We start from the raw sequence: 12690 nt of genomic DNA on the forward strand, positions 1-12690 counted from the left end.
CCCCCAAGCCCCCACCATACGGCACGTGACCCGCCGGATTTGGTATTATACCAACTCCGTTTGATTACTTGTGTTTTCAGGCGCCCGGCTTTGCCGGGCGCCGCACAAGAAAAAGAATGCGGGGCGGCTGGCCGCCCCCGAACCCCCACCATAATCCAAGCGATCAGCCGGATTTGGGATTACTGCGCCCAGGCCGGCCAGCGATCCTCGGCGCTGTTGTTCGTGAGCGCCGCCTGGCCGCTGCCGTCGGCGTTCATGACGTAGATCTCAAAGTCGCCGTCGCGGTTGCTGGCGAAGGCCAGCTGGCTGCCAGTGGCATTCCACGTCGGCGCCTCGTCGTCGGCGGGGCTGCTGGTGAGCCGTCGCAGGCTGCCGCCATTGGTGTCGATCGTGTAGATCTCGGCGTTGCCGTCGCGATACGAGGTGAAGGCAATCGTCTTGCCGTCGGGCGAGACGCGCGGGTAGCGGTTGTCGGCGCCCTGGTCGGTCAGCTCGCGCACATTCACCAGCGTGGCCCACACGCCGTAGCTCGCGTCTTCATCGTACTTCAGCTCGCCGCGCATCAGCGTGAACTTGCCGCCGCTGCACTGGCGCTCCCAGAATAGCGTGCGGCCGTCGGGGCTCCAGCTGGGGTACTGGCTCACGCAGCGGTCGCTCGTCAGCCGCGCAGGGGTGTTGCCGGCCGACCACATCAGGAATAGCTCGGGCACGCCGTAGCGATCCGACACAAACGCGACCTTGGTGCCGTCGGGCGACATGCTAGGGTTGTAGTCGCTGCCGGGCTGCACGGGGATGTCGGCCGGGCCGTTCGTGGCCGCTACGGGGGTGCTGTCGGTGATCGCCAGCCGGCTGGGCTGGCAGGTGTCCACGAATGAGCCCGAGAAGCCATAGGCCTGGATCGGCTGCTGATAGAGCTGGCGGTGCTGGCCGTCGCCACGGCGCGAGTCGAGCAGCACGCAGTTCTGGAGCGGATCGAAGCTGCGCCGCTGCGAGAACGGCACGCTCTCGGCGCCGCCGCGCGTGGGGTGCAGCATGTCGCCAGTGATCTGCGCGCTTCCGGTCACCAGGTAGACCCAAGCCTCGAGCTGGCTGCCGCTGAGCGCGTTCGAGGCGAATAGCAGCGACGGCTGCGGGTCGGTGGCGGCCCAGGGCTGGCCCATTGTGGGGTAGCGCCACTGGAAGTAGTGCTGGCCAACATTGCCCATCTCGACCTGGTAGCCAGCCGGGTTGTCGGGCACGTACGTCAGCACGCGCCGCTCAAACAGCTGCACCAGCACATCTTTCTCCGCCGTGCCGATCTTGGCGCGCGTCCAGTAGGCGTCGGTGATCGGCAGCCCCATGGCAAATAGCCAATCGACCACCGGGCGCGTGTGCACTGCGCCGCCCTCGACCACCGGCCCCTGCGCGGTCATGAAATCCCAGAATACCTTGGGGATATTGTGCCCGGTGAGCGTGTTGTACTGCACGATCGTCGTCTCCGGGTGGGCGTCGAATAGATCCTGGCGGAACGAGACGTTCGCGGCGCGGTCGAGCCAACTGCCGATGCGCTGGTTCAGGCGGTTGGCGTCGCGGTAGCCGTTGTTGTCGTAGGTCGCCAGGTTGGTAAATGTGGCGTACGATGGGCTGTTTGGGTTATCGGCACGCGGGTTGCCGGCCACCGGCACGTCGGCGGGCGTGCGCATGTCGAAGTCGTAGGGATCGTTGCCTTTTTTCAGGTGGCCCGACACCAGCTCGACCACCAGCAGGCCATTGGTGGCGCCGCCCTGAAAGCTGCGGTCGTTGGGGTTGTTGATCTCCATGCGCGCTTTGTCGAAGTACTGCACGGTGCGCAGGCCGTTGATGCCCTGGCGGTAGAACTCGGCGTAGTCGAACCAGGGCTGCGGGCCCCAGTACCACGTGCGGCCGCCGCGCACCTGCGGCGCGTCGGTGCGCGACCACACGCTGCCGAAGGCGGCGTCGGCGAACTGGGCGCGCCGGCCGTCGAAAGGCGCGGCCTGGGCAGGCAGTGCGGCAAGCGCCAGCGCCGCAAGGCCCACCAGCGCGGCCCCCAGCCGCGCGCCGCGGGTGAAAAATGTATGCCTCATCGCTGTAACCTCCTCGGTACCTCCGCTTGGCACGTCGATAGGGCAATTCTAAAACGCTCGCGGTCGCGGCGGAATGAAGCGCGTCTGAATGCGCAATGAGGCCAACGCGATAGCCGCGTGGCCGCACATCAGGCGGGCATCAGCATGGTGGAAGCTCAGCCGAAGATCGCCGCCAGCAGCGCCTCGGTGTCGGACACATCGGGCAGCGCGGTGTCGGGGGCGTGGGCGCGCAGGTCGTCCAGGCTAAATGGGCCGGTGGCCACGGCGATCGTGCGCGCGCCGACCGCGCGGCCGCAGTCGATGTCGTTGGGTGTGTCGCCGATCACCACCACATCGGCGTGCGCGAAGCGGTGGCCGTAGCGCTGCTCGGCGCGCGCCACCGCGAACGGCACCAGCTCGGCGCGGCGGTGGTGGTCGCTGCCATACGCGCCCACGCTCAGGTCGAGGAAGCGCGATAGCTCCATCAGATCCAGCTTGATCTTGGCGATCGGCTGGAGGTTGCCGGTGAGCACCGACTGCACCGCCGGGGCTTGCGCCAGCCGCGCCAGCGCCTGGGCGACGCCGGGCAGCACGCGGCAGCGCGCCAGAAACTCGGCGCGGCGGCTCGTCAGCTCGTCGATGTAGGTGCTGGTGAACTGGTCGAGCGTCGCGAGCAGCGCGTCGTGCCCGAGGTCGGCGAATGTCTCGAGAATAATCTGCCGGTCGGTCTTGCCGGCGTACGAGTGGCGCGCCTCGGTGGAGCTGCGGCCGTATACGCGCGCCATCGCCGCGCGCATGGCCTCGCCGGCGACGCCACCGCTGTACAGCAGCGTGCCGTCGACATCCCAGAGTATCAGTTTGTTCATGATTGTTGGGGGCATGCGCCAGCCAGCCTGCGGCGGCTGGCGCGCGCTTGCTACTTCGGAACCTGCGGCGGCGGCGGCTTCTGAACGTCGGGCAGATCGACTACGTCGCGCACCGGGTACACCAGCCGGTCGACGACATTGCCAAGGCGTTGGAACTGGGGCGCCAGCTCGGTGTCCTTCATCGCGATATCCACCGGCACGTTCAGCTTGATCGGGATCGTCACGGCGTCGAGCGGGATGTTCATCTTCAGCGCGATATTAAGCGGCGTGCCCCTGGGCAGCACCAGCGCGATATTCTGCGCGCGCAGCCGGTTGCCTGCGCCAAGGTCGATATCGGCGCCGGCCAGGTTCAGCGGCACATCGCTCGTCAGCGTCACCTGCGTCTCCTGGTCGACCGGCACCACCACGCCCAGGCCCTTCAGCGGCAGCGGCTGGTCGAGCGGGATGTTGGTGCGGATATGCGCGGCCTGGAGCTGCTGCACGACGTCGCGCAGCTCGGCGACATTGCCGCGCGCAAAGCCCTGGGCGTTCAGCAGCGTGCCGCCGAGCGTGGGCCGCCAGGCCAGCAGAAAGTACACCACGCCCACCAGCAGGCCGATCAGCAGCAGATTGATTGCGAAGGAGGTGATGATCATCGCCTTCCAGAGCAGCGGCAGCTGTACGAACAGCGGCTGTGGGTCGTTCGGCCCGGCCGAGTTGCGTGTAAACAGGCGCATTGGCGCGCGGCGCGCTTGGGAACTGGCCATGCCGGCCTCCTTGTGGTGCCCTCGTGCAACTGCTCAGCGCAGATCGCCGGTGGGGACGGGCGTATTCGAGCAACCCCTCGCAACCCTTCGATCGGTGCCGGATTCCGCGATTCGGCGGCATTGCCCCGCCGAACGGCACCGCGTACGCAGGCAGTATATACCACTGCCGGTGGTAATGCAAGACACTTTTTATTGCGGAATGGCTTCAGAACAGGGTTTGCGCGCGCTTGGTTGTCGGGCTAGGCGCCGCCGAAGTAGCGCAGCGCCAGGCGCAGGCGGTCCTCGATCGCGGCGGGCGCGTCGGCGGGGAGCGCGGCGATGGCGGCGTTGGCCTCGGCGGCGCTAAAGCCCAGGCTCACGAGCATCTCGGCCAGCTCGGCGTTGGCGGCGATTGCGGCCGGGGTGGCGCCAGCGAGCGGCACGCCGCCCTTGACATCGAGCTTGCCACGCAGCTCGAGCACCAGGCGCTCGGCGGTCTTCTTGCCGATGCCGGGCACGCGCGCCAGCCGCGCGGTGTCGCCGCCGGCAATCGTGGCGCGCAGCTCGTCGGCCGGCGACGACGAGAGCAGGCTGAGCGCGACCTTGGGGCCGATGCCGCTGACGCCCAGCAGCGTCTCGAACAGGTGGCGCTGGTCGGTCGAGGCGAAGCCGTACAGCGCCAGCAGGTCCTCGCGGATGTGCAGGTGAGTATACAGGCGCACCTCGGCGCCGATCTCGCCGAGGTTGCCCAGCACATTGCGCGGCGCAAAGATCTGAAAGCCAACCCCGCCGGTCTCGATCACCGCGTGGTCGACGCCGATAAACAGCAGCGTGCCGCGAACTGATGCGATCATGCCCGCCTCCTGTGGTGCGCTCGGTGCCAGCCGATTATATACGATCCTGCGGAACTCTGGCGAGGCTGCCGCGCCATTCGCCTTCCTCCCGCGCTTGGAGAGCGGGGAGTATTGCCGGCGTGGAAGGGCAGGAAGTTGAAAGGCTTTGCACAAGCCCTATAGCGCATCCAGGGTTTGTGCAACGTCTTTTGACCCCTCCCCTGACAGGGGAAGGGGAAACACATCTGGCTGTGTGGTGCGGTCGCGGCGGCGACCGCCGACTTTGCACGAGCCCTATAGCGCATCGCGTCATGTTGACGCGATGCGGCGGCGCCTGCTATAATCGGCCATTCCTCCGAAAACCTTCACTGAATGAGATAGCGCGAGCCGCACCCGGCCGCCACGAAAGGAACCCGACAATGGAGTACGAGCTTCCCGAAGACATTCAGATGTTACGCCAGGCCATTCGCGAGTTCGCGGCGAAAGAGGTAGCGCCGATCGCGCGCGAGATCGACGAAGAGGAGCGCGTGCCGTTCGACGTGCTGAAGAAAGCCGGCGACCTCGGGCTGCTGGGCGTGCCGTTCCCCGAGCAGTACGGCGGCGCCGACGCCGGCGTGGTGGGCTACTGCGTGCTGATGGAAGAGATCCAGCGCAAGTGCGCCTCGACGGCGACGATCATCGGGGCGCACGCCCAGCTGTGCGCGATGTCGATCTACCTCAGCGGCAGCGAGGCGCAGAAGGATCGCTACCTGCGGCCGCTGTGCGAGGGCAAGCAGCTCGGCGCCTGGGCGCTGACCGAGCCAAACGCCGGGTCCGACGCCGCGCACATCAGCACCGTCGCCACGCGCGACGGCGACAGCTGGCTGCTGAACGGCTCGAAGATGTGGATCACCAACGGCTCGTTCGCCGATGTGCTGGTGGTGTTCGCCGCCACCGACCGCAACCTGGGCGCGCGCGGCGGCATCACCGCGTTTATTGTCGAGAAAACCTTCCCCGGCTTCAAGGTCGGCAAGGTCGAGCCGAAAATGGGCCTGCGCGCCTCGCACACCGCCTCGCTGTTCTTCGAAGACTGCCGCGTGCCGCAGGAGAATGTGCTCGGGCAGGTGGGCGCTGGCTTCGCCACGGCGATGCAGACGCTCGACATCGGCCGGTGCGGGCTCGGCGCGTCGAGCCTGGGCTCGGCCAAAGAGGCCTACGAGCTGTCGGTGAAGTATGCGATCGAGCGCCAGCAGTTCGGCCGGGCGATCGCCGACTTCCAGGCGATTCAGTTCAAGCTGGCCGACATGGCCGTGAAGATCTACGCCATGGAGCGCATGGTCTACGACTGCGCCAAGCAGGTCGACCGGGGTGAGAGCGCCACGCTTGAGTCGAGCATGGTGAAGCTGTTCTGCACCGAGGCGGCCTCGCAGGTGATCGACGAGGCCATCCAGATCCACGGCGGCATGGGCTTCTCGCGCGAGCTGCCGCTGGAGCGCATGTACCGCGACGCGCGCGTGACGCGGATCTTCGAGGGCACCAACGAGATCCAGCGCCACGTGATCGCCAGCGAGCTGCTGAAGCGCGCCGGGCACAAGATCAAGCTATACTAGCCCGTACAATCGCGGCAGGCGCACAAAGGCGGCCCGCTGGGCCGCCTTTGCGCGCCTGCCGGCCGAGAGACAAGGAGCGACCCTGATGAATACCGAGCAACAGAACCTTCCGAGCGCGGCGCGCGCATTCGTCGCGGCGCTGGTGGCGCGGCTGCGCCCGGCGGCGCGCGAGTACAACCTGGCGCAGTGGAACCTGGCGACCACCGGCGCGCCCGAGCACCGCGACGCGCTTGAGCGGCTGGGCGCGGCCTATACGCGCGTGCTCACCGACGACCCGGCCGAGTGGCAGGCGATCCAGCAGCTCTACGCCGGACGCGCCGCGATCGACGACGCCGGGCTGCGGCGCGAGGTCGAGCTGCTGTACACCAGCTTCGCGGCGGCGCAGGTGGCGCCCGAGCAGATCGACCGGCTGGCCGCGCTCGAGGCCGGCCTGACCGACCTGTACGCCAACTTTCGCGGCACGATCGACGGCGCGGCGGTGCCGAACAATACGCTCAACACCACGCTGCGCGAATCCGACGACTCGGAGCTGCGGCGCGAGGCCTGGGAGGCCAGCAAGCAGATCGGCCCGGCTGCACGCCCCGGCCTGCTCGAGCTGGTGGAGCTGCGCAACGCCAGCGCCCGCGCGCTCGGCTTCCGCGACTATTACGCCAAGTCGCTGGCGCTGCAAGAGATCGACGAGGCCGAGCTGTTCGCGCTGCTCGACGACCTCGAAGCCCGCACGCGCGAGCCGTTCCGCGCGCTGAAGCGCCAGCTCGACGCCGCGCTGGCCGAGCGCTGCCACGTGCCGCTGGCCGAGCTGCGCCCCTGGCACTACAGCGATCCGTTCTTCCAGGAGGCGCCGCGCACCGGCGCGGCCGACCTCGACGGCCTGTTCGCCAGCCAGGATCTGCTGGCGCTGGCAACGCGCACCTTCGACGGCATCGGGCTAGAGGTGCGCGTCGTGCTGGCGCGCTCGGATCTGTTCGAGCGCGATAACAAAGACCAGCACGCCTTCTGCACGCATATCGACCGGCTGAGCGACGACGTGCGCGTGCTGTGCAACCTGCGCCCCGACGCCCGCTGGATGGATACGCTGCTGCACGAGCTTGGCCACGCGGTGTACGACACCTACCTGGGCGCCGATCTGCCGTACCTGCTGCGCACCGCCGCGCATATCAACACCACCGAGGCGATCGCCATGCTGATGGGCCGCCTGGCGATCAACCCCGAGTGGCTGGCGCGCGTGCGCGGCCTCGACGAGGCGACAGTGCGGGGTGTGGCGGCGGCGGCGCGCGACGAGCAGCGCGTCGCGCAGCTGGTGTTTCTGCGCTGGGGGCTGGTGATGGTGCACTTCGAGCGCGCGCTCTACGCCGACCCGCGCCGGCCCGATCTGAACGCGCTGTGGTGGGATCTGGTCGAGCGCTTCCAGATGGTGCAGCGCCCCGACGGGCGCGACGAGCCCGACTGGGCCGCGAAGATTCACCTGGCGATTGCGCCGGTGTACTACCACAACTACATTCTGGGCGAGCTGACGGCCAGCCAGCTTAGCCACGCGATCGCCGCGCGCACCCCCGAGGGCCGCCTGGTCGATAGCCCGGCGGCCGGGGAGCTGCTGCGCGAGCTGTTCGGGCTGGGGGCGCAGCTGCCCTGGAACGCGACGCTGGAGCGCGTGAGCGGCGAGCGCCTGAGCGCGCGCTACTTTGTCGATGATTTTGTGGCGGCGCCGTAGGTTCAATCGCTCGAAGTATGGCGGGGTTCGGGGGCGGCAATGCCGCCCCCGAGATCTCGGCGTGATGCTGCCCTGCCCGGCTTCGCCGGGCAGGGCAGCACACGCCGAAAGCGATCACACGGAGTTGGTGTGGCGAGCAGTGCTCAGGCGCTGTTGAATCAGTGCTGCCCTCTCGTGCAGACCGCGCCGGATGCTCACCTCAAGCTGTAGCTCCAACGGGGGCACGCGAATGGGCTGCCCATACCACAGTACCGTCTCCAGGCGCTGTGCCGCCACGGGGCCAAAATCGCTAACCTCAGGCTGGTCGGCCCGTGCATCGGCGCCGCCAACCCACTCGAACCGCGCGTGCAAAAATGCGCGCCCCCACCAATTACAGAACCATCCCTGCACCGGCAAAACTGGTTCGATCAGATGGCCCGCTAAGAGCGCCCCCAGCCGCTGCGCGCTTGCGTCGTCAACAATCAGGTCGAAATCGCGAGGCGTGATTGGCAGGCCGCGAACGGCCAGCGCAGCGCTGCCGCCCAGCCACCAATCAAGCGGCTCACCCGCGATGCGCTCAAGGAAAGCGTGCAGGGCCTGCTCCCACGGCACCGGCACGGCCTGGGCGGTCTGCAAAATCATTGGCTCGGCCCACTGCGCAAAATTGCGGTAGATGTGCTCGAGGCCCGGGGTATCCGCCGGGTAGGTCTTGGCAAAGCCATCGGGGGTAGGGGTGTACACGAGATCGCGAGCGGCCTGGTGATAGGCTGGGTCGAGATCGGCAATGACGAAGCTCGTTTGCGCGCCGACCGTCTGGCATAGTGTTCGCATGGTCTCACTCTACAAGTCCGAAGTGCCACCAAGGGCCTGTGCAAAGTCGACCCTCGCCACCTTCCCTCGCCTATCAGGTCGCCAGCCACACGCCCACCAGCGCCACCGCGCCGCCGGCCAGCTGCAGCGGCAGGATCGGCTCGCCCAGAAAGGCCACCGCCACCACCACGCCAATGATCGGCACGAGGTTGATGAACGCGGCCGCCTGGCTGGCGTCGAGCAGCGTCAGCGCGCGGTTGTACACCAGGTTGGCCACGGCCGACGAGAGCAGCCCGAGGTAGAGCACCGCCAGCCAGCCCTGCGGCGAGATCGCCGGCGGCGCCTGCCCGTAAGACTCGGCCAGCGCCAGCGGCACGAGGAACAGCGTGCCGAATATGCTGCTGTACGCGGTGACGGCCAGCATGTCGACGCCGACCAGCTGCTTGGCCAGCACGGTGTAGGCGGCCCACATCAGCACCGAGCCGAGCATGATCGCGCCGCCGAGCAGCGGGTTGCTGGCGTGCTCGCTGGGCGCGGCGGCAAGCACCAGCACGGCCACGCCGAGCAGCGAGAGCACAATGCCGGCGATCCGCCGCACGGTCGGGCGCTCGTTCAGCACCAGCAGCGCCAGCGCCATCGTCGCCACCGGGATGACGCTCTGGATCAGCGAGCCCTGCGTGGCGGTCGTGTACGCCAGCGCATAGTTCGCGCCGGCCTGAAACAGCGTGAAGCCGCACAGTCCCATCGTGGCGACGATCAACCACTCGCGGGCGCCACGGATGGGTCGGGCGGTGGGGCTGCGGCGCGCCAGCGCCAGCGGCAGCAGCACCAGCGAGGCCAGGCCGAAGCGCAGCAGCGCCAGCAGCGCCGGCGGCAGGGCCGCAGCCTTCGTGACGGTAAACGCGCTGCCCCAGATGCCCGTCACGAGGATCAGCGAAACGATCGCGAATGTGCGGCGCGTCATCCCTGGCCCCATTGCTCCAGCAGGCGCGCCTCCGAGAACTTCAGGTGCGCGCGCACCGCCTCGGCCGCCGCCGCGCCGTCGCGGGCGCGGCAGGCCGCCAGAATGGCCCGGTGATCGGCGTGCAGCGTCGCGGCGCCACTGGCCGATGCGCCGGCCAGCATGTAGCGCCGGCAGCGCCGCCACAGCGCCTCGATCGTCTCCATCCAGCGCCGGCTGCCGGCCGCGCGGTAGATCACCCGGTGAAACTGCATGTCGATATCCAGAAAGCCCTGCCAGCCGCCCACGAAGGCCTCGAGCGCGGCCAGCAGCCGGTCAAGCTCGGCCGTGTCGGCGTCGGCCAGCCGTGGCGCGCCATGCAGCGCCGCCAGCGCCTCGATCGCCGAGCGGATGGCGTAGAGCTCGAGCAGCTCCTCGCGATCGAGCGCGGCCACCGTCGCGCCGCGATGCGGGTGCTGCACGATCAGGCCCTCGCTCTCGAGGATCGAGAGCGCCTCGCGGATCGGCGTCATGCTCACGCTGTAGCGCTGGCTGAGCTCTTCGAGCACCAGCCGCGTGCCTGGCGCCAGCTCGCCACCGACGATCGCCTCGCGCAGCAGCTCGACCGCGACGTCGCGCTTGGTTCGGTAGCCTGTCGTTTCGGCCATAGCAGTAGTCGCGGCATATATGCCGCCGGTCTATTGTTTGATATTTTATAAAATATAGCCGAGGCGCGAACTTCTGTCAACGCGCCCTGGCTTGACCAGAGGCAGGCGCGCCTCTATACTGGCGCGCATCCGCCACGTGCACGAGCAAACCCAAGGGAGGAACCATGACAGAGCGCATCGGCTTTATTGGCCTGGGGATCATGGGCCGCGGCATGGCCCGCAACCTACTGAAGGCCGGCTTCGAGCTGCGGGTGTGGAACCGCACCGCCGCGCGCATGGACGAGCTGGCCACAGAAGGGGCCACGGCCACGCGCGGCCCGGCCGACCTGGCCGCGCAGAGCGATATTGTAATATCGTGCGTCAGCGATACCCCCGATGTCGAGGCGGTGCTGCTGGGCGCGGGCGGCGCGATCGAGGGGCTGCGCCCCGGCGCGCTGGTGATCGATATGAGCACGATCAGCCCGCAGGCCACTGAGGCGATCGCCGGAAAGCTGGCCGAGCGCGGCGTGCACCTGCTCGACGCGCCGGTGAGCGGCGGCAGCGAGGGCGCGGCCAGGGGCACGCTCAGCATCATGGTCGGCGGCGACGCGGCCGATGTCGAGCGCGCCATGCCGGTATTTCAGGCCATGGGCAAGACGATCACGCACGTTGGGGGCACCGGCGCGGGCCAGACGGTGAAGCTGGTGAACCAGATCCTGGTGGTCGGCAACATGCTGGCTGCGGCCGAGGCGCTGCTGTTCGCCCAGGCCGGCGGCGTCGACCTGCAGAAGGCGCTGGCGGCAGTGGTGGGCGGGGCGGCCGGCAGCTGGATGCTCAGCAACCGCGGCCCGCAGGTGCTCGCGCGCGACTGGCGGCCCGGCTTTACGATCGACTTGCAGCAGAAGGACGTCCGGCTGGTGCTGGCGGCCGCCGATAAGCTGGGGGTGCCGCTGCCGGGCACCAGCCTGATCTTCCAGCTCTACCGCACGCTGCAGGCCCAGGGCCTCGGCGCCGAAGGCAACCACGCGCTCGTCAAGGCGCTCGAGCACCTGGCTGGCTTCGAGATCGGCGGCGCGTAGGCGTGGCATTGTGCCCCCGCAATCGTGCATTCCATCTCACACGCGCGGCACGATGCCGCCCGCACAATCAATATGTCGACCGCCATCCCACACGCGCGGCACGATGCCGCGCCTACAATTAACACCGGCGTGGGCGTACGGGACGGCATACGCGGCATACATTGCCGCCCGCCATCGCGCATTCCATCCCACACGCGCGGCACGATGCCGCCCGCACAATCAATATGTCGACGCCATCCCACACGCGCGGCACGATGCCGCGCCTACAATCAATATGTCGACCGCCATCGCACGCGCGGCGTATTGCCGCCCGCACAATCAAAAGGATAAACTCCCGCATGGCACAAGACGACATAGACACAGAAGCCAGGCGCCGCCAGCTCCGCGCAACCTTCGACGAGGACGCGCTGCTGTACGACCAGGCCCGGCCGGGCTACCCGCCGGCGATGCTCGACGATATCGTGGCCCTGTCGGGCATGCCGCCGGGCGGGCACATCCTCGAGATCGGCCCGGGCACCGGGCAGGTGACGCTGCCGTGGGCGCGGCGGGGTTACCGCGTCACCGCGATTGAGCTGGGCGCGAGCATGGCCGCGGTGGCGCGCCAGAAGCTGGCTGGGTTCGCGGGCGTCGAGATCGTTACCGGCACCTTTGAGAGCTGGCCGCTCGCGCCCGGCACGTTCGACCTGGTGTTCTCGGCCACGGCCTTTCACTGGATTGAGCCGGCGGTGCGCTACCGCAAATCCGCCGAGGTGCTCGCGCCGGGCGGCACGCTGGCGCTGTGCTGGAACAAGCACGTGGATGTGCCCGATAGCGGCGGCTTCTTCGAGGCCACCGAGCCGTTCTACCAGGAGGCTTTCCCCGGGCACGTGTACCACGGCGCCCGCATGCCGCCGGAGGATCAGCCGGCACCCGAGCAGATCGAGATCGAGGAGTCGGGGTTGTTTGGCCCGGTGGCCGCGCGCCGCTACATCTGGCAGCAGGCGTACGATGTCGAGAGCTATATTGCCCTGCTGAGCACCTACTCCGACCACCGCAGCCTGCCGCCGGATCGCCGGGCGCGCCTGTTTGAGCAGATCGCCGGGCTGATGCGCGCCGACTACGGCGGGCGGATCGTCAAGGGCTACCTGACGGCGCTGTTCTGCGCGCGCTCGCTCTCTGTATGAGGGATTTCGGGGGCTGCGCGCGCTCGCTCTCCGTATGAGGGCTTTCGGGGGCTGCGCGCCCCCGTGCCCCGCGGCAGAGGGCGGCCGCCCGCCCTCTGCACTCCCCCGCTGGGGCTTCGCCCCAGGCCCCGTAAAAGAATGCCGCCGCGTATGCACCGCTGGTGGCGCCTGCCTCGTGGCAAACCGACACGTCACTCCGCACCATGGGGCATGTGCATCTGACGTTGCAACTAGTACGGTCTTTCCCGTAGGGCGCGCATCGTGCGCGCCTTCTCCCTCTCGAGT

Annotated in this window: 11 protein-coding genes; 4 read left to right on the top strand and 7 right to left on the bottom strand. The window is 68.3% G+C overall.

The genetic code is table 11. The features are described from left to right. Window positions 1–179: 179 nt before the first annotated feature. The 4 genes from U0177_RS18705 to ruvA all read right to left on the bottom strand — a co-directional run bounded on the left by U0177_RS18705 (window position 180) and on the right by ruvA (window position 4508). Window positions 180–2084 (bottom strand): hypothetical protein, encoded by a 1905-nt coding sequence (locus tag U0177_RS18705; protein WP_409572179.1) that lies wholly within the window; start codon window positions 2082–2084, stop codon window positions 180–182. Window positions 2085–2239: 155 nt separating this feature from the next. Beyond that, window positions 2240–2929, bottom strand: a complete 690-nt coding sequence (locus tag U0177_RS18710; RefSeq protein ID WP_409572180.1) for an HAD family hydrolase — start codon at window positions 2927–2929, stop codon at window positions 2240–2242. 50 nt (window positions 2930–2979) lie between these two features. Next, on the bottom strand, window positions 2980–3675 hold the full coding sequence (locus U0177_RS18715) for a hypothetical protein (RefSeq protein ID WP_409572181.1): 696 nt from the start codon (window positions 3673–3675) through the stop codon (window positions 2980–2982). Window positions 3676–3914: 239 nt separating this feature from the next. Continuing rightward, window positions 3915–4508: a Holliday junction branch migration protein RuvA gene (gene ruvA / locus U0177_RS18720; protein ID WP_409572182.1), complete on the bottom strand. Its 594-nt coding sequence runs from the start codon at window positions 4506–4508 to the stop codon at window positions 3915–3917. A 398-nt stretch (window positions 4509–4906) separates the two neighbouring features. On the opposite strand from ruvA, the gene U0177_RS18725 reads away from it, so the two are divergent. Together U0177_RS18725 and U0177_RS18730 are read left to right on the top strand one after the other, a co-directional pair. Next, the gene (locus U0177_RS18725; protein ID WP_409572183.1) at window positions 4907–6076 is read left to right on the top strand and encodes an acyl-CoA dehydrogenase family protein; all 1170 of its coding nucleotides are present in this window, start codon (window positions 4907–4909) and stop codon (window positions 6074–6076) included. A gap of 85 nt (window positions 6077–6161) precedes the next feature. Continuing rightward, complete coding sequence (locus tag U0177_RS18730) at window positions 6162–7787, top strand: M2 family metallopeptidase (protein WP_409572184.1); 1626 nt, start codon at window positions 6162–6164, stop codon at window positions 7785–7787. A gap of 114 nt (window positions 7788–7901) precedes the next feature. On the opposite strand, the gene U0177_RS18735 is transcribed toward U0177_RS18730, so the two are convergent. The 3 genes from U0177_RS18735 to U0177_RS18745 form a co-directional block, all read right to left on the bottom strand. Continuing rightward, window positions 7902–8597 (bottom strand): hypothetical protein, encoded by a 696-nt coding sequence (locus U0177_RS18735; protein ID WP_409572185.1) that lies wholly within the window; start codon window positions 8595–8597, stop codon window positions 7902–7904. A gap of 73 nt (window positions 8598–8670) precedes the next feature. Then, a complete protein-coding gene (locus U0177_RS18740) occupies window positions 8671–9540 on the bottom strand; it encodes a DMT family transporter (protein WP_409572186.1) in 870 nt (289 codons plus the stop codon). Next, window positions 9537–10184, bottom strand: coding sequence for a GntR family transcriptional regulator (locus tag U0177_RS18745; RefSeq protein ID WP_409572187.1), 648 nt, complete (start codon window positions 10182–10184; stop codon window positions 9537–9539). Before U0177_RS18745 ends, U0177_RS18740 begins: the two co-directional genes overlap by 4 nt. A gap of 164 nt (window positions 10185–10348) precedes the next feature. Between U0177_RS18745 and U0177_RS18750 the strand changes: the two genes are divergently transcribed. Both U0177_RS18750 and U0177_RS18755 read left to right on the top strand, forming a co-directional pair. Further along, window positions 10349–11242 (top strand): NAD(P)-dependent oxidoreductase, encoded by an 894-nt coding sequence (locus U0177_RS18750; RefSeq protein ID WP_409572188.1) that lies wholly within the window; start codon window positions 10349–10351, stop codon window positions 11240–11242. 338 nt (window positions 11243–11580) lie between these two features. Beyond that, window positions 11581–12405, top strand: a complete 825-nt coding sequence (locus U0177_RS18755; protein WP_409572189.1) for a class I SAM-dependent methyltransferase — start codon at window positions 11581–11583, stop codon at window positions 12403–12405. The last annotated feature ends 285 nt before the right edge of the window (window positions 12406–12690 follow it).

The organism is Kouleothrix sp. (assembly GCF_046328425.1).
Taxonomy (GTDB): Bacteria; Chloroflexota; Chloroflexia; order Chloroflexales; family Roseiflexaceae; genus Kouleothrix.